Origin of the sequence: Faecalibacterium sp. DFI.5.82 (assembly GCF_029076575.1) — a bacterium.
GTDB lineage: Bacteria > Bacillota > Clostridia > Oscillospirales > Ruminococcaceae > Faecalibacterium > Faecalibacterium duncaniae.
Map to the genome: position 1 here is coordinate 43967 of NZ_JARFIS010000015.1, position 16256 is coordinate 60222.

General features: G+C 59.6%; 15 protein-coding genes. 14 read left to right on the top strand and 1 reads right to left on the bottom strand.

Translation table 11 applies throughout. The annotated features are described in order from the left end of the window. Positions 1 to 84 precede the first annotated feature (84 nt). Positions 85 to 1473, top strand: a complete 1389-nt coding sequence (locus P0G09_RS14810) for a Sapep family Mn(2+)-dependent dipeptidase (RefSeq protein WP_156059889.1) — start codon at positions 85 to 87, stop codon at positions 1471 to 1473. Beyond that, positions 1473 to 1892 (top strand): DUF3842 family protein, encoded by a 420-nt coding sequence (locus P0G09_RS14815; protein ID WP_275253040.1) that lies wholly within the window; start codon positions 1473 to 1475, stop codon positions 1890 to 1892. Before P0G09_RS14810 ends, P0G09_RS14815 begins: the two co-directional genes overlap by 1 nt. 141 nt (positions 1893 to 2033) lie before the next feature. On the opposite strand, the gene epsC is transcribed toward P0G09_RS14815, so the two are convergent. After that, complete coding sequence (gene epsC, locus P0G09_RS14820; RefSeq protein ID WP_097772761.1) at positions 2034 to 2705, bottom strand: serine O-acetyltransferase EpsC; 672 nt, start codon at positions 2703 to 2705, stop codon at positions 2034 to 2036. Between the two features lie 483 nt (positions 2706 to 3188). Between epsC and P0G09_RS14825 the strand changes: the two genes are divergently transcribed. The 12 genes from P0G09_RS14825 to P0G09_RS14880 all read left to right on the top strand — a co-directional run bounded on the left by P0G09_RS14825 (position 3189) and on the right by P0G09_RS14880 (position 15978). Then, a complete protein-coding gene (locus P0G09_RS14825) occupies positions 3189 to 4379 on the top strand; it encodes a dihydroorotase (protein ID WP_005929278.1) in 1191 nt (396 codons plus the stop codon). A gap of 119 nt (positions 4380 to 4498) precedes the next feature. Next, positions 4499 to 5365: an orotidine-5'-phosphate decarboxylase gene (gene pyrF, locus P0G09_RS14830; RefSeq protein WP_117506121.1), complete on the top strand. Its 867-nt coding sequence runs from the start codon at positions 4499 to 4501 to the stop codon at positions 5363 to 5365. Further along, positions 5346 to 6119, top strand: a complete 774-nt coding sequence (locus P0G09_RS14835) for a dihydroorotate dehydrogenase electron transfer subunit (RefSeq protein WP_249259758.1) — start codon at positions 5346 to 5348, stop codon at positions 6117 to 6119. Before pyrF ends, P0G09_RS14835 begins: the two co-directional genes overlap by 20 nt. Continuing rightward, positions 6119 to 7045, top strand: a complete 927-nt coding sequence (locus P0G09_RS14840; RefSeq protein ID WP_275253041.1) for a dihydroorotate dehydrogenase — start codon at positions 6119 to 6121, stop codon at positions 7043 to 7045. Before P0G09_RS14835 ends, P0G09_RS14840 begins: the two co-directional genes overlap by 1 nt. Before the next feature lie 137 nt (positions 7046 to 7182). Then, on the top strand, positions 7183 to 7776 hold the full coding sequence (gene pyrE / locus P0G09_RS14845; protein WP_035393285.1) for an orotate phosphoribosyltransferase: 594 nt from the start codon (positions 7183 to 7185) through the stop codon (positions 7774 to 7776). A 34-nt stretch (positions 7777 to 7810) separates the two neighbouring features. Beyond that, positions 7811 to 8920 (top strand): carbamoyl phosphate synthase small subunit, encoded by a 1110-nt coding sequence (locus tag P0G09_RS14850; RefSeq protein ID WP_154277555.1) that lies wholly within the window; start codon positions 7811 to 7813, stop codon positions 8918 to 8920. Between the two features lies 1 nt (position 8921). Then, complete coding sequence (gene carB / locus P0G09_RS14855) at positions 8922 to 12173, top strand: carbamoyl-phosphate synthase large subunit (protein ID WP_275253042.1); 3252 nt, start codon at positions 8922 to 8924, stop codon at positions 12171 to 12173. A gap of 140 nt (positions 12174 to 12313) precedes the next feature. Further along, the gene (locus P0G09_RS14860) at positions 12314 to 12625 is read left to right on the top strand and encodes an HU family DNA-binding protein (protein WP_005929264.1); all 312 of its coding nucleotides are present in this window, start codon (positions 12314 to 12316) and stop codon (positions 12623 to 12625) included. Between the two features lie 129 nt (positions 12626 to 12754). Next, the gene (locus P0G09_RS14865; protein ID WP_005929262.1) at positions 12755 to 13942 is read left to right on the top strand and encodes a DEAD/DEAH box helicase; all 1188 of its coding nucleotides are present in this window, start codon (positions 12755 to 12757) and stop codon (positions 13940 to 13942) included. Positions 13943 to 14133: 191 nt separating this feature from the next. Continuing rightward, positions 14134 to 14787, top strand: coding sequence for a MerR family transcriptional regulator (locus P0G09_RS14870; RefSeq protein WP_275253043.1), 654 nt, complete (start codon positions 14134 to 14136; stop codon positions 14785 to 14787). Beyond that, entirely contained in the window at positions 14768 to 15079 is a 312-nt protein-coding gene (locus P0G09_RS14875; protein WP_097769942.1) for a heavy metal-binding domain-containing protein, read from the top strand. The genes P0G09_RS14870 and P0G09_RS14875 overlap by 20 nt, the downstream gene beginning before the upstream one ends. Continuing rightward, entirely contained in the window at positions 15076 to 15978 is a 903-nt protein-coding gene (locus tag P0G09_RS14880) for a CPBP family intramembrane glutamic endopeptidase (RefSeq protein WP_156059883.1), read from the top strand. The genes P0G09_RS14875 and P0G09_RS14880 overlap by 4 nt, the downstream gene beginning before the upstream one ends. Positions 15979 to 16256 lie beyond the last annotated feature (278 nt).

The window sequence follows — 16256 nt, forward strand, 5'->3', positions numbered from 1 at the left end:
GCTGCCGAAGGCTGGCAAAAGCGCTTTAAGTGTGTTACAATAAACAGTAACGTGTCGTTACGACAAAGAAAGGACGAAGCAATCATGGATCAGGCATTGAATCAGAAGATCGACGCCTTTATTGCGGCGAACAAGGAGCAGATTCTGGAGGACATCGCGGCGCTGGTGGCCATCAACAGTGTGGAGGGCACCCCGACCGAGGAAGCTCCCTTTGGTGAGGGCCCCCGCGCGGCACTGGACAAGACGCTGGAGCTGGCTGCAGGCATGGGTCTGGCGACCCGCAACTGCGAGAACTACATCGGCTATGCCGAGCTGGCCGGTGCAGACCCCGAGAAGTATCTGGCAACCATCTGCCATGTGGATGTGGTGCCCGTGGGCAACGGCTGGAGCCAGGACCCCTTCAAGATGCAGATCCGGGACGGCTGGATGATCGGCCGTGGTGTAGCCGATGACAAAGGCCCCATGGTGGCTACCCTGTACGCCCTGAAGTTCCTCAAGGAGGAGGGCGTTTCCCTGCGGTATCCCATCCGCGCAATGGTTGGCGACAACGAAGAGACCCACATGAACGATGTGGAATATTACCTCAAGAACTACCCGGCCCCGGTGTTCTGCTTCACCCCGGATGCAGAGTTCCCGGTGTGCAACGGCGAGAAGGGCCATTTCGGTGCGGAGCTGGTCAGCCCGGTCTGCAACGGTGAGATCAAGGAGTTTGAGGGCGGCGTTGCCAACAATGCAGTCCCCGACCGCGCCAGCGCACTGGTGGAGACTGACATCACCAAGCTGAAGAATGCCCCCAACATCACGCTGGAGCCGGAAGGCAATGGGGTACGTATCCGGGGCTGGGGCAAGAGCGGCCATGCCGCCATGCCCGAGGGCACGGTCAATGCCATCGGTCTGGTGGTGAACTACCTGCTGGACAACGATCTGTGCAACGATGCAGAGCGCGCCTATCTGGAAGCCCTGAAAAAGCTGCACGCTTCCACCGCAGGCACCGGCCTGGGCATCGACTGCGCCGACGGCCCCTTTGGCCCCCTGACCATCATCGGCGGCCGCATCTTCATGCGGGAGGGCCGGATCGTCCAGACCATGGACAGCCGTTACCCCACCTGCACCAACGCCGAGAAGATGAAGGAGCAGATCAAAGCTGCCATTGGCGCGGGTGCTTCTCTGGAGAAGGCCGAGGGTGCCGAGCCCTTCTATATCGCAGCCGATACCCCCGCCATCAAGGCCTGCATCGAGACCTACAACGAGGTCACCGGCGAGAATGCCACGCCCTTTACCATGGGCGGCGGCACCTATGCCCGCCACTTCCCCTATGCGGTGAGCTTTGGCCCCGAGCACGAGGACATGGTGCTGCCTGAGTTCGGCGGCCCGATGCACGGTGCCAACGAGGCAGCTCCCATCGATAAGCTGCTGGAGGCCCTGAAGATCTACATCATCGCCCTGCTGCGGCTGGAGGAGATCGACTTCTGATGAACGTTCTGGTCATTGACGGCCAGGGCGGCGGTCTGGGCCGCCAGCTGGTGGCGGCCATCTCTGCCGCCTGCCCGGAAGCCCGGCTGACTGCCGTGGGCACCAACAGCCTTGCGACTTCGGCCATGCTCAAGGCGGGGACGGTCCGCGCCGCCACCGGTGAGAACGCCGTAGTTGTGAACTGCCGCACCGCGGATGTTATCGTGGGGCCCATCGGCATTGTGATCGCTGACGCGCTGCTGGGCGAGATCACCCCCGCCATGGCAGCGGCAGTCTGCCAGAGCCCCGCCCGGCGGGTGCTGGTGCCCATCAACCACTGTGAGAACATCGTGGTGGGCGTGCCCGACCAGCCCATCGGCCAGCTGGTGACGGCAGCGGCACAAAAGGTCAAAGAACTGGCTGAAACTCCTTGTAAATAACAGAAAAGCAGCTGCGTTCCGTGTGTGCGGAGCGCAGCTGCTTTCGTTTTGCAGAAGCTTTGTGCAGTTTTTGCGGATAGTACCGCCATGCCAGCGGCTCCCCTATGAGGAAAGCTGGCACGCAAAGTGGGACCGAGAGGTTCAGCGCTGCTGTTTCTGGATGACCTCGTGGATGCTGGGGGGCACATCCCCCTGTGCGTCCTTTTCCAGCCTGCTGATGCGGCGGTCCAGCTCGGTGAGGCGCTGGGCCATGACATCCGGCAGATCCTGCTGGTCCAGGTCATCGGCGGGGTTGACGGCCTTGTTGTTGATGCGCACCACCTCGGCGGGCACGCCCACGGCGGTGCAGTTGGCGGGCAGGTTGCGCAGCACAACGCTGCCTGCGCCGATGCGGGCGTTATCGCCGATATACACCGGGCCCAGCACCTTGGTGCCCGCGCCGATCAGCACATTGTTCCCCAGGGTGGGGTGGCGCTTGCCGGTGTCCTTGCCGGTGCCGCCCAGCGTCACGCCGTGGTAGATGGTGCAGTTGTCGCCGATCACGGTGGTCTCGCCGAACACGATGCCCATGCCGTGGTCGATGAACAGGCACCTGCCGATCCGGGCACCGGGGTGAATCTCGATGCCGGTCTTGTGGCGGCCATGCTGGCTGACCCAGCGGGCAAGGAAAAAGTGCCCGTGCTCATACAGCCAGTGGGCAATGCGGTGGTAGACCAGGATATGGAAGCCGGGATACAGCAGGATGACCTCCAGCACGCTGCGTGCGGCGGGGTCTTTGCGCTGGATATTCCGTGCGTCTTCCAATAAGCTCATGTGGGAAACCCTCCCTTTTTGTTCAGCCGCCTCGGTGCGGCTCTCTCTATTTGACAGATACTATAATAACACATGCAAACTTCAATGTACAGTGCTTTGGTAGGAATTGACGGAGAAAAATCACCCTCCGCGCAGGGAGTATGGGGCGGGAAACGGGTTTTCGGTAGAGTAGCCAAAATTCCGGGAGATACAGCCAAAACCTTTTCACACAGGAATCTTACAGAAAGCATTGACACATTTTGCGTTTCTATGATAAAATATAACGAAAACAAATGCGAAGGAAAAGGAGAAGCGGACGAATGCTGTCAAAAATGAACGCTGAACTGAAAAAGCAGTTTGCAGCCGTTTTTGCGGTGGGTTCCGTGTTTCCTTTTTTCGCTTTTTGAACTTTTCCGTTTGTGGAAAAGTTCTTTTTTTTGCCTGTCCGCGGGCTGCAATGCCCGCATCCGCCCATCCGAAATACGAACAGGGAGGTAAAAGAATATGCTGCTCATCAACGCTGTAAACGCTGCGGGCCGCCCGGTGGAACTTTTCGTGAAAGACGGAAAGATCGCCGCCGTGGGTCAGGACCTTTCCGCACTGGCCGGGGAGGGGGAGACTGTCCTCGATGCAGGCGGTCTGACCGTGCTGCCTGCCTTTGTGGATCTGCACTGCCACTGGCGCACCCCGGGCTTTGAATATAAGGAGGACATTGCCACCGGAAGCATGGCTGCGGCCGCAGGCGGCTACACCTTTGTCAACCTGATGCCCAACACAAAGCCTGTCTGCTCCTCTGCCGCACAGGCAGCCATGGTGGAGCAGAAGGCCGCCGAGGTGGGCCTGTGCGATGTGAACCAGACTGTTTCCATCACCGAGAACTTTGACGGCAAGACCATCGATCACCTCAAGACCCTGCCCGCCAGCGTGAAGTTCATCACTGAGGATGGCCACGGTGTGCAGGACAACGCCACCATGGCCCGGGCCTTTGCCATCTGCACCCAGCGGGATATCACCGTGATGAGCCACGCCGAGGATATGGAGATCAGCCCCTGGGATTACCGGCTGGCTGAAGATCTGGAGACCGTGCGCAACTGCTGGCTGAGCGAGTACTACCAGACCAGGCTGCACATGTGCCACGTTTCCACCCGTGGCGCGCTGGAGGCCATCCAGATGGCCAAGCTGCGCGGCGCACCCGTGACCTGCGAGGTGACCCCGCATCACCTGTGGTTCAACAATGAGACCTGCGATTACCGGGTCAACCCGCCCATCCGCACCGCGGATGATGTGCAGGCGCTCATCGATGGCATCCGTTCCGGTGTGGTGGATGCCATTGCCACCGACCACGCTCCCCACTCCGAGGAGGACAAGCTGAAGGGCATGGCCGGTATGGTGGGCAGCGAGACCGCCTTTGGGGTCTGCTACACCAAGCTCTGCAGGGAAGAGGGCCTGCCGCTGGAACTGCTGGTGCACCTGATGAGCACCCGCCCGGCAGAGATCCTGGGCCTTGCCAAGGGCCAGCTGGAGCCCGGCTACGATGCAGACTTCGTGCTGGTGGATCTCGACACCCCCTACACCGTGGACAAAGAAAAGCTGCACTCCAAGAGCCATAACTGCCCCTTTGATGGTGCACAGCTCTACGGCAGGGTCTATGCCACCATCAAGGGCGGCAAGCTGACCTATCAGGCGGAGGAGTAAAAGTCAGAACGTATCACTTCACCTCTTTGCCAAGGGCTCCCCTACTAGGGGAGCTGGCAGCGCGTCAGCGCTGACTGAGAGGTTTAATTCGTAATAAGAGAGTATGGAGGAACCCGACAATGACAAACATGGACAAGCTTTACGAAGCAGTTGCAGCCCGCGGCCCGGTGTGTGTGGGCCTGGACACTGATTTCAGCTACCTGCCCGCTGACTTTGTGGACACCACCCTGACCAAGGGGGAGAACATCGTCCGCTTCAACAAGAAGCTCATCGATGCCACCAAGGCTGTGGCTGGCTGCTACAAGGTGCAGATCGCATACTACGAGTCCCTGGGTCTGGAGGGCATGAAGGCCTACGCCGAGACACTGGCCGCTGTCCGCGAGGCCGGTATCCCTGTCATCGCCGATATCAAGCGCGGCGATATCGCCAAGACCGCCGAGATGTACGCCATGGGCCACTTCACCGGCGACTTCGAGTCCGATTTCGTTACCCTGGCCCCCTACATGGGTCTGGATTCCATCAGCCCCTACCTGCCCTATGCCGAAAAGCAGGGCAAGGGCATGTTCGTTCTCTGCCGCACCTCCAACGGCGGTGCCAAGGACTTTGAGTATGAGAAGCTGGCAGACGGCCGCCACGTCTACGATCTGGTGGGTGACAAGCTGAACGCTCTGGGCAAGGACTACATGGGTGAGCACGGCTACTCCTCCATCGGTCTGGTCATCGGCGGCACCCACATCGAGGAGGCCACCGAGATCCGCGCCAAGTATCAGGACAGCTTCTTCCTCATCCCCGGCTACGGCGCACAGGGCGGCAAGGCGGAGGATATTGCCCAGTACCTGACCAAGGGCAACGGCGGCGTGGTCAACTCCAGCCGCGGCATCCTGCTGGCCTACAAGAAGCAGCCCGGCGTGGCCTTTGATGAGGCCGCCTACAACGAGTGTGTGAACATGAAGGAGGCCATTGCTCATGCGTGCAGCCTGCTGTGAAGCCACCGTTCTGAGCCATGAGAGCATCCTGCCGGACATCCGGCTCCTGCGTGCCCTCTGGCCTGACCGGGAGCATGCCCCCCACGCCGGGCAGTTTTTTACCCTGCGTGCCTGGGGTGCCGATGAGGCCCCCTTCCTGTCCCGCCCCATCAGCGTGCACAAGTGGGAGCCGGAGACCCAGACCATTGAGTTCCTGTATCAGGTCATCGGCGAGGGCACTCACAAAATTGCCCAGCTGAAGACCGGTGATACCTTCCAGCTGACCGGCCCCATGGGTAACGGCTTTGATATCCCGGCCCTGACCGAACAATACCATAAGATCGCTGTGGTGGGCGGCGGCATTGGCACCGCCCCCATGTATCAGGTCACCCGGGAACTGGCAGCTGCCGGTGTTAAGCCGGACGTGTTCTTCGGCTTCCGGGATACCCCCTACTGCATGGAGGAGTACCGCTCCATCGCAAATGTGGTAAAGGTCTCCACCGATACCGGCGCGGTGGGTTTCCACGGCTTTGTGACCCAGCTGTATGACCCGGCAGATTACGATGCCGTGCTGATCTGCGGCCCCACCGTGATGATGAAAAACGCTGCCCGGATGTGTGCCGAAAAGGGCACCCCCTGCTTCGTGAGCCTGGAAAAGAAGATGGCCTGCGGCATTGGTGCCTGCCTTGGCTGCACCTGCGAGACCAAGGGCGGCGAGGGCAAGAGCGTGTGCAAGAATGGCCCGGTCTTTGATGCAACGGAGGTGTTCTTCTGATGGCTGACCTGAAAACAAACCTGCTGGGCTTTGTGATGAACAGCCCGGTCATCGGCGCTTCCGGCACTGTGGGCTACGGTGTGGAGTACGAGGAACTGGCCGATTTTTCCAAGATCGGCGGCATCTCCGGCAAGGGCCTGACCCTGCACGGCCAGTACGGCAACAAGGGTGAGCGCCTGTGGGAGACCCCCTCCGGCCTCATCAACAGCATCGGCCTGCAGAACCCCGGCGTTCAGCACTTCATTGACGTGGAGCTGAACGAGATGCTGGAGCTCAAGCAGAAATACGGCACAGTGGCCATTGCCAATCTGGGTGGACACAGTGAGGAAGAGTATGTTGAGGGCGCGGCTCTGCTGAGCGAGAGCGCAGTGGACATCGTGGAGCTGAACATCTCCTGCCCCAACGTCAAGGTGGGCGGCATGGCCTACGGCGTGAAGGCCGAGGCTGCCGGTGAGGTGGTGCGGATGGTCCGCGCGGCCTGCAAAAAGCCCCTGATGGTCAAGCTGAGCCCCCAGGCAGAGAACATCCCCGAGATGTGCAAGGCTGTGGAGGCCGCCGGTGCGGATGCCATCAGCCTGACCAACACCTTCCAGGCCTGCGCCATCGATCTGGAAAAGCGCAAGCCGGTGTTCAACAACATCTTTGCCGGTCTGTCTGGCCCGGCGGTGCGGCCCATTGCCCTGCGCATGGTCTGGCAGGCTGTGGGTGCCGTGAACATCCCGGTGGTGGGTCTGGGCGGCATTGCCACCGGCCGTGACGCACTGGAATTCATCATGGCAGGTGCCACGGCGGTACAGGTGGGCGCGGCAAACTTTGCCAACCCCCGCGCCATGGAGACCATTGCCGACGAGATGGCACAGTGGATGGATGCCCACGGCGTGAAAACGCTGGAGGAGATCCGCGGCTGCGCCCGAAATGTTGAATAATTGAGCTGATATACCAGAATAACCACGGACTATGCGTATAAAATGAAAACTTGCGCATAAATTTGCAATTGCTGCAAAAGCGTGGTACAATACCGTTCAAAAGATATTTTTTCATAAAAAAGAGAGGGAGAACTACAATGAGTGAAGCACTTGAAATTCTGAAGAGCTGTGACGCATTCCTGGAGGGCCATTTCCTGCTCTCCTCCGGCCGCCATTCCAGCGCATACTGCCAGATGGCCTACCTGCAGCAGTACCCTGACCGCTGCGCCGAGGTAATGAAGGCTGTGGCCGATCAGATCAAGAAGCTGGATGTGGATGTCATCGTGGGACCTGCCATGGGCGGCATCGTCTATGCTTACGAGCTGGCCCGCCAGACCGGCAAGCGCGCCATCTTCACCGAGCGCGTGGACAATGTGATGACCCTGAAGCGCTTTGCCATCCATCCGGGTGAAAAGTGCATCATTGCTGAGGACGTTGTCACCACCGGCATCTCCTCCCTGGAGACCAAGCGCGTGATCGAAGAGGCCGGCGGCATCTGCCTGGGCATCACCTGCGTGGTGGACCGCACCAAGCCCGAGGCTCCGTCTCCCATTCCCATCCTGGCCAGCGCCCTGAAGCTGGACCTGCCCAACTACGCACCCGAGGAGTGCCCCATCTGCAAGGAGGGCAAGCTGCCTCTGGTGCATCTGGGCAGCCGCAAGATGAAGCAGGAAGCCAAGCAGACCCTGTAACTTGACAACAACCGTGTTGAAACAAGGAGTACCTATGAACGCTTATCTTCTTTTGGCAAACGGCATGGTCTTTGCAGGCCAGTCAGTGGGTGCTGAGGGCGTTACCGTGGGCGAAGTCGTCTTTGCCACCGGTATGGTGGGCTTTGAAGAGACCCTGACCGACCCCAGCTACTACGGCCAGATCATCACCCAGACCTATCCCCTCATCGGCAACTACGGCATGAACAAGGACGATATGGAGTCGGACCGCATCTGGGCCAAGGGCTACATTGTGCGCGAGGCCTGCACCACCCCCTCCAACTGGCGCTGTGAGGAGACGCTGGACAGCTTTTTGAAGAAAAACAATACCATCGGCATCGAGGGCATCGACACCCGCCACCTGACCCGCATCATCCGGGAGAGCGGCGTGATGAACGGTGCCATCCTGACCACCTTTGACCCCGCTGACCCTGCCAACAAGGCCGAGACGGAGAAGCTGCTGGAGACCATCCGCGCCTATGCCGTGACAGACGCTGTCAAAAGCGTGACCTGCGAGAAGCCCGAGGTCTTTAACGAGAAGGGCGAGACCCACATCGTGCTGATGCACTACGGCTGCAAGCGCAATATCGTGCGCTGCCTGGTCAAGCGCGGCTGCAAGGTAACGGTGATGCCCGCCTTTGCCACCGCTGAGGAAGTGGCTGCCCTGAACCCGGACGGCATCATGCTGTCCAACGGCCCCGGCGACCCCGCCGAGCCGGTGGAGGTCATTGAGAACCTGAAGCAGATCTTTGCGCTGGGCATCCCCACCTTCGGCATCTGCCTGGGCCACCAGCTCAGCGCTCTGGCCGCCGGTGCCAAGACCATGAAGCTGAAGTATGGCCACCGCGGTGCCAACCAGCCTGTCACTGATTTTGAGTCGGGCCGCACCTTTATCACCAGCCAGAACCACGGCTATGCGGTCGTGGGCGAGGAGCTGCCCGCCGAGATGGGCGAGGTGGCACAGGTGAACGCCAACGACGGCACCTGCGAGGGCATCAAGTACAAGAAGTGGAACTGCTTCACGGTCCAGTTCCACCCGGAAGCCAACGGCGGCCCCAAAGACACGGAGTTCCTGTTCGACCGCTTCCTGAACAACGTCAAAGCAGCAAAAAAGGAGGTGCGCTGAAATGCCCAAGGACCCCAGAATCAAAAAGGTGCTGGTCATCGGCTCCGGCCCCATCATCATCGGCCAGGCCGCTGAGTTCGACTACTCCGGCACCCAGGCGTGCCGCGCCCTGAAAGCAGAGGGCATTGAGACCGTTCTGCTCAACTCCAACCCCGCTACCATTATGACCGACCCCGATGTGGCCGATCATGTCTATATCGAGCCCATGACCCTTGAGGTGGTGGAGCGCATCCTGGAGATCGAGAAGCCTGACTCCGTTCTGCCCAACCTGGGCGGCCAGATGGGCCTGAACCTCTCCATGGAGCTGGCCCGTTCCGGCTATCTGGACCGCACCGGTATCCGCCTGCTGGCCTGCAAACCTGAGACCATCGACCGCGCCGAGGACCGTGAGCTGTTCAAGGAGACGATGGAAAAGCTGCATCAGCCCATCATCCCCTCTGAGGTCGTGGAGACCCTGCAGGATGCGCTGGCCTGTGCGGACCGCATCGGCTACCCCGTCATCGTCCGCCCGGCCTTTACCATGGGCGGCACCGGCGGCGGCATCTGCGAAAACAAGGAAAAGCTCATCGAGATCGGCACCAACGGCCTGCGGCTTTCCCCCATCCATCAGATCCTGGTGGAAAAGTGCATCGCCGGTTGGAAAGAGATCGAGTACGAGGTCATGCGCGACCACAAGGGCAACGTGATCACCGTCTGCAACATGGAGAACCTGGACCCCGTCGGTATCCACACCGGCGATTCCGTGGTCGTGGCTCCCTCCCAGACCCTGACCGATCACGAGTACCAGATGCTGCGCACCGCCGCACTGGATATCATCACCGAGCTGGGCATCGAGGGCGGCTGCAACTGCCAGTTTGCCCTGAAGCCCGACAGCTACGATTACGCGGTCATCGAGGTCAACCCCCGTGTGTCCCGCTCCTCCGCTCTGGCCTCCAAGGCCACCGGTTACCCCATTGCCAAGGTGGCCACCAAGATCGCCATCGGCTATACGCTGGACGAGATCACCAATGATGTCACCGGCAAGACCTGCGCCTGCTTTGAGCCTGCGCTGGACTACATCGTGGTCAAGTACCCGAAGTGGCCCTTTGATAAGTTCGTCTACGCCGACAAGTCTCTGGGCACCCAGATGATGGCTACCGGCGAGGTGATGAGCATTGGCAACAGCTTTGAGGCGGCCATGATGAAGGCGGTCTCCTCCATCGAGCTGGGTATGGACACCCTGACCCACAAGCCCTTTGAGGAGCTGACCGATGACGAGATCGTGGCCCACCTGCATGTGCAGGATGCGGAGCGCGTGTTCTGCGTCTATGAGGCCCTCAAGCGCGGCATCGACCACGAGACCATCTGGAAGATCACCAAGATCGACTGGTGGTTCCTGGATAAGATGCAGCACCTGGCTGACCTGGAAAAGGGTCTGGCAAAGTGCAACGGCGTTCTGAGCCTGGAGCAGTATCAGACCGCCAAGAAGTATGGCTTCCAGGATAAGACCATCAAGCGTCTGGCACAGGTGGATGCTCTGCCTGTGGAGAACTACCGCGCCGGTTTCAAGATGGTCGATACCTGTGCTGCTGAGTTCTCGGCCAACACCCCGTACTTCTACTCCACCTACGACGGCGACAACGAGGCCGCCGAGTTTATTGCTGCCAAAGAGGCAGAGGCTGCCGCCAACGGCCAGCCCAAGAAGAAAAAGGTGCTGGTCTTTGGCTCCGGCCCCATCCGCATCGGTCAGGGCATCGAGTTCGACTACTGCTCTGTCCACTGTGTCTGGACTCTGAAGAACCACGGCTGCGAGGCCATCCTCGTCAACAACAACCCCGAGACCGTCTCCACCGACTTTGACACCGGCGACCGTCTGTACTTCGACCCCCTGAACCCGGAGAGTGTGGACAACATCATCGCCACCGAAAAGCCCGATGCCTGCGTGGTCCAGTTCGGCGGCCAGACCGCCATCAAGCTGGCAAAGCACATGGATGAGATCGGCCTGCCCATCCTGGGCACCCCGGCGGATGCCATTGACGAGGCAGAGGACCGTGAGCGCTTTGACGAACTGCTGGAGCGCTGCAAGATCCCCCGTGCGCCCGGCCGCACCGTGTTCAATCTGGAGGAGGCACTGGCTGCTGCCGATGAGATCGGCCTGCCTGTTCTGATGCGTCCCTCCTACGTTCTGGGCGGTCAGAACATGATCGTGGCCTACACCAAGGCCGATGTCATCGAGTACATGGGCGTTATCACCGAGCATGTGGACATGGATCACCCTGTCCTGCTGGATAAGTATATCATGGGCACCGAGTGTGAGGTCGATGCCATCTGCGATGGCGAGAACTTCCTCATCCCCGGCATCATGGAGCAGGTGGAGCGTACCGGTGTCCACTCCGGCGACTCGATCTGTGTCTACCCGGCACAGCATCTGACCCAGGCCGAGATCGACACCATAGTGGATTACACCGGCCGCTTTGCCCGCGAGCTCCACGTCACCGGTCTGGTCAATGTCCAGTACGCTGTTTCCAACGGCAAGGTCTATGTCATCGAGGTCAACCCCCGTTCCTCCCGTACCGTGCCTTACATCTCCAAGGTCACCGGCGTGCCCATGGTGGATCTGGCTGTGCGCTGCTGCCTGGGTGAGAAGCTGGCAGATATGGGCTACGGCACCGGCCTGCACCCCAACGCCCCCTATGTGGCTGTTAAGGTGCCTGTGTTCAGCTTTGAGAAGCTGCACGGCGTGGACACCCAGTTTGGCCCTGAGATGAAGTCTACCGGCGAGGTGCTGGGCATTGCCCCCAACTATCACGATGCCCTGCTCAAGGGCCTGATCGGTGCGGGCTATACCTTTAAGACCCCCGGCCCCGCCTCCTGCTGCATCTTTACCGTGAAGGACAGCGACAAGCCCGAGTTCGTGGATATCGCCTGGAAGCTCAAGAGCATGGGCTACAAGCTGTACGGCACCTCCGGCACCTGTGCATGGCTCAACAAGCACATGGTCCCCTGCAACGAGGTGCGCAACATGTCCGGCGAGTCCCCCAACATCGTGGACCTGCTCCAGAGCGGTCTGGTGGACTATGTGTTCTCCACCAGTGCCAAGGGCCGGGACCCCAAGCGTGATTCTGTCCGCCTGCGCCGCAAGGCCGTGGAGCTGAGCATTCCCTGCATCACTGCTGTGGATACCGCCAACGCACTGGTCGATTGCCTGCGCAGCGACCATGACCTGAAGAATATCCCGCTGGTGGATATTGCAACGCTGTATCATAAAAAATAACGCTCAAAATGTAACTCGTGCGCAATATTATGCGTTTCGTGCGCAATCTCTCGTAATGAGGGGCTGCATTTGTTATACTCAACAACGCAAAATTTGCCAAAAGACGTTACTTTTGGACGTTCCAGGAGGATATCGATACAATGACTCGTTCCCAGATGATCGAAACCGTGGCACGCAAGACCGGCTTTACCGAAGCACAGGTCGAGACCACGATGGACGCTTTGTTTGACCAGATCGCTGACTGCCTGCGTGCAGACGAGAAGGTGACCATTGCCGGCTTTGGCCGTTTTGAGATGCGTCCCCGCAAGCCCAAGGCTTACACCAACCCCAAGACCAAGGTCTCCAGCCGTCTGGAGTCCACCTCCATCCCCGGCTTCAAGGCCAGCGGCCGTTTCAAGCAGAAGCTGGAAGCAGGCCGTGCCGCCGCTCAGAGTGTGGAAGAGACCGCCTGAGCGCGGACATCCCAGATCCAACCGCAGAGCCGTGCCCCAAAAGGGCGCGGCTCTTTTTGCGTGCTGACAAGCGCCGCGTTTCATGGTATACTGAACAAAACAAGGGTAGAAGGATAAGGAGTATCAAACATGCTTTACAGTGAGTTGCAGTGCAGTGAAGCCATCCACAAGGCCGTGGAGCGGATGGGGTTTGCAGAGATGACGGAAATTCAGGAAAAGACCATCCCTGTGATGCTGGCAGGCCGGGATGTGATTGCCAAGGCCCCCACAGGCACCGGCAAGACCTGTGCCTTCGGCATCCCGGTGGCGGAACATATCGACCCGGAAAAAAAGTACCCGCAGGCTGTGATCATGGCCCCCACCCGGGAACTTGCCCAGCAGATCGCCGAGGAGCTGACCGAGCTGACCTACTTTATGCCTGAGGTGCAGGTGGCCTGCGTGTACGGCGGTGCCAACATGGAAAAGCAGGCCAGGCGTTTGGCAGAGGGCTGCCAGATCGTGGTGGCCACCCCGGGCCGCCTGATGGACCACTATAAGCACCACAGCATCGATCTGGCCCATGTGACCCAGGTGGTGCTGGACGAGGCCGATGAGATGCTGAACATGGGCTTTTATAAGGATGTGCGGCATATCATTGAGCTGATGAAGGCCCGCAAAAGCCTGTCCATGTTCTCCGCCACCATCAGCCGCGAGGTCATGGACATCGGCTGGCTGTATCAGAACAACGCCGAGGAGATCACCGTTCAGCCCAGGGAGGAGAGCCAGCCCAAGATCACCCAGTACATGCTGGAGACCTCCGGCCGCAACAAGCTGTCCGACCTGGCCCAGATCATCATTGGCGAGGGCTACAAGCGGGTCATGGTGTTCTGCGATACCAAGTTCAATACCGCCACCCTGGCCAACCAGCTGGCCCGTCTGGGCTTCTCTGTGGACTGCCTCCACGGCGACCTCTCCCAGAAGGAACGCAACCAGATCATGCAGAACTTCCGGGACGGCAGGCTGGCCATCCTTGTGGCCACCGATGTGGCTGCCCGTGGCATCGATGTCTCGGATGTGGATGCGGTGATCAACTACGATGTCCCCGGCGACAACGAACATTACACCCACCGGATCGGCCGCACCGGCCGCGCCAAAAAGGAGGGCGTGAGCTATCTGTTCTATGTGCCCGAGGAGAAAAAGCGGGTGCAGGAGCTTCTCCGCCTGACCCGCAACACCGACCTGTGCACCCCGGTCCACTTTGATTTCAACCATGAGCGCATCGTGGTGGAGAAAAAGCAGGATAATGCCGATCGGTTCCAGATCAAGTGCTATTTCTAAAGGAAGAAACTCCCCCAGTCTGCTCCGCAGACAGCCCCCTCAAGGAGGGAGCCTGCCCGTACGGTAAGCCTCCCTCTCTGAGGGAGGTGTCGAGCGAATGCGAGACGAAGGGAGTTCTTTTTTCAAAAAACCATTGACCTTCCCCTTTCTGGAAGGTGTAAGATGGTGCCTGTAAGGAGGCTGCGAAGCCAATGAAGATCAACGAAGTGGAAGCTGCCGTGGGCGTGACCAAAAAGAATATCCGCTTTTATGAGGAGGAGGGGCTCATCAGCCCCCGGCGGGAGCCCGGCAACGGCTACCGCAGTTACTCGGAGGCGGATGTCGAGCGTCTGCGGCGCATCAAACTGCTGCGCAAACTGGATGTGCCGCTGGCCGAGATCCGGCAGATGCTGGAGGGAGAGTGCACGCTGGCTGAGGGAATGTCCCGGCAGCTGGAGCGCCTGTATACCCGCCGCACCGATCTGGACGAGGCAGTGAACTTCTGCACTCTGCTTCAAAAGGAACCTGTCAGCCTCAATGAACTGGATGTGGAACAGACGCTGGCGCGCCTGACTGCAAAGGAAGAACAGGGAGTGAGTTTTGTGAACATTGAGCAGACAGACCGGAAAGCAGAACGGGTCCGGGGTGCACTGGTGGGGGCCGGATTGTTTACTGCGATCATGCTGCTGTCCATCGGCATCATGGCGTGGGCGTTCTGCGTTGATCCGCAGGATGTGCCGCCTCTGCCGCTGCTGGTGGTGCTGTTCGGCATCCCGGCGGGCTGCATCATCGGTACGCTGAAGGTGCTGGTGGATCGTCTCAAAGAGATCGGAAAGGGAGAAGAAGATGCTTATCGTAACTATTAACGAAGTCCCCGGTAAAAAGATCGAGGCCCTGGGGGTGGTGCGGGGCAGCACCGTGCAGAGCCGCAACCTGGGCCACGACATCATGGCCGGGTTCCGCACCCTTGTGGGCGGCGAAGTCACCGACTACGCTGAGATGCTCACCGAGGCCCGGCAGATCGCCACAGGCCGCATGGCAAAGAATGCGGAGGAACTGGGAGCCGATGCTGTGGTTGGGATGCGTTACGCCTCCGCCAGCGTCATGCAGGGTGCGGCAGAGGTCATTGCCTACGGAACGGCGGTGAGATTTGTATGAGTGCAAAAGAAAAACAGGGCTTTTCCCTTTATTTCCTGATTGCCTTTGGTCTGGCGTGGCTGTGCCAGGTGGGCGGCTGTATGGCCCTGCTCCAGCAGAAGAATGCCGTGCTGTATCAGCTGGCACTGATCGCCACTATGTTTTGCCCGCTGCTGGCTGTGCTGCTGGTGCAAAAAGTATTTCTGCGCCAGCCTGTCGGTATCGGCTGGAAGGTGCAGGGCAAACGGCGGTTCTGGCTGGCTGCATGGTTTGGCCCGGCAGTGTTCACCCTGCTGGGCGCAGTGCTGTATTTTGCCGTGTTCCCCTCCCGGCTGGACTTTTCCGGCAGCTGGCTGGTAGCCGCCTACGGCGGTGAGATGGATGCCCAGACCCTGCGCAGCGAGCTGGGGGTCTCTACCCTCAGCTATCTGCTGCAAAACGGGCTGTTTGCGGTGATCCTTGCCCCGGCCATCAATATGTTTCCCGCGCTGGGCGAGGAAGTCGGCTGGCGCGGCTACATGATGCCCCGCCTGAAGGAGCGGTTCGGCCTGCTGAATGGTCGTCTGTTAGGCGGCGTTGTGTGGGGTGTCTGGCATTGGCCCCTGATGCTGCTGGTGGGCTACGAGTACGGCACAAACTATCTGGGCGCACCGGTGCTGGGGCTTGTAGTGTGGTGTGTGGTCTGCTTTGCCCTGAACACCCTGCTGGATCTCCTCTACGAGAAAACGGGCTGTATCTGGGTGCCTGCCATTGCGCATGGTGCTTTCAATGCCATTGCGGCGCTGCCGCAGGTACTGATCACCCCGGCAGATGCATATTATAATGTACTGGGTCCCATGCCCATCGGTTTGATCTCTGTGCTGCCCATGCTTGCTGTGGCAGTAGGATTGACCCTGCATCAGATGAAACAGGAACAGTAAGAAGAAAACGCAATCCCCGGCGGTCAGATCGACTGCCGGGGATTTTCTGCGCTTATAATATAAATAAGGAAAGCAGCGTTCAAGCGATGGCGCAGACCCTGCCCGGAAGCACTCCTTTTGCGAAATATAGAAAAAACTCAAAAAAGATGCAAAAAAAGTGTTGACAGAAGGCTGGGGATGTGGTATTATACTTGAGCGCCAAGGGCCGCCGGAAAGAATGACTTCTGAAAGCGGCAGAAGCAAAGCGAAAGAACCAATATGGATACGTTGAAAAACGA

Bases quoted from the DNA above. Each gene is read 5' to 3' on its own strand.
- P0G09_RS14810 (WP_156059889.1), top strand. From the start codon at position 85: ATGGATCAGGCATTGAATCAGAAGATCGACGCCTTTATTGCGGCGAAC.
- P0G09_RS14815 (WP_275253040.1), top strand. From the start codon at position 1,473: ATGAACGTTCTGGTCATTGACGGCCAGGGCGGCGGTCTGGGCCGCCAG.
- epsC (WP_097772761.1), bottom strand. From the start codon at position 2,705: ATGAGCTTATTGGAAGACGCACGGAATATCCAGCGCAAAGACCCCGCC.
- P0G09_RS14825 (WP_005929278.1), top strand. From the start codon at position 3,189: ATGCTGCTCATCAACGCTGTAAACGCTGCGGGCCGCCCGGTGGAACTT.
- pyrF (WP_117506121.1), top strand. From the start codon at position 4,499: ATGACAAACATGGACAAGCTTTACGAAGCAGTTGCAGCCCGCGGCCCG.
- P0G09_RS14835 (WP_249259758.1), top strand. From the start codon at position 5,346: ATGCGTGCAGCCTGCTGTGAAGCCACCGTTCTGAGCCATGAGAGCATC.
- P0G09_RS14840 (WP_275253041.1), top strand. From the start codon at position 6,119: ATGGCTGACCTGAAAACAAACCTGCTGGGCTTTGTGATGAACAGCCCG.
- pyrE (WP_035393285.1), top strand. From the start codon at position 7,183: ATGAGTGAAGCACTTGAAATTCTGAAGAGCTGTGACGCATTCCTGGAG.
- P0G09_RS14850 (WP_154277555.1), top strand. From the start codon at position 7,811: ATGAACGCTTATCTTCTTTTGGCAAACGGCATGGTCTTTGCAGGCCAG.
- carB (WP_275253042.1), top strand. From the start codon at position 8,922: ATGCCCAAGGACCCCAGAATCAAAAAGGTGCTGGTCATCGGCTCCGGC.
- P0G09_RS14860 (WP_005929264.1), top strand. From the start codon at position 12,314: ATGACTCGTTCCCAGATGATCGAAACCGTGGCACGCAAGACCGGCTTT.
- P0G09_RS14865 (WP_005929262.1), top strand. From the start codon at position 12,755: ATGCTTTACAGTGAGTTGCAGTGCAGTGAAGCCATCCACAAGGCCGTG.
- P0G09_RS14870 (WP_275253043.1), top strand. From the start codon at position 14,134: ATGAAGATCAACGAAGTGGAAGCTGCCGTGGGCGTGACCAAAAAGAAT.
- P0G09_RS14875 (WP_097769942.1), top strand. From the start codon at position 14,768: ATGCTTATCGTAACTATTAACGAAGTCCCCGGTAAAAAGATCGAGGCC.
- P0G09_RS14880 (WP_156059883.1), top strand. From the start codon at position 15,076: ATGAGTGCAAAAGAAAAACAGGGCTTTTCCCTTTATTTCCTGATTGCC.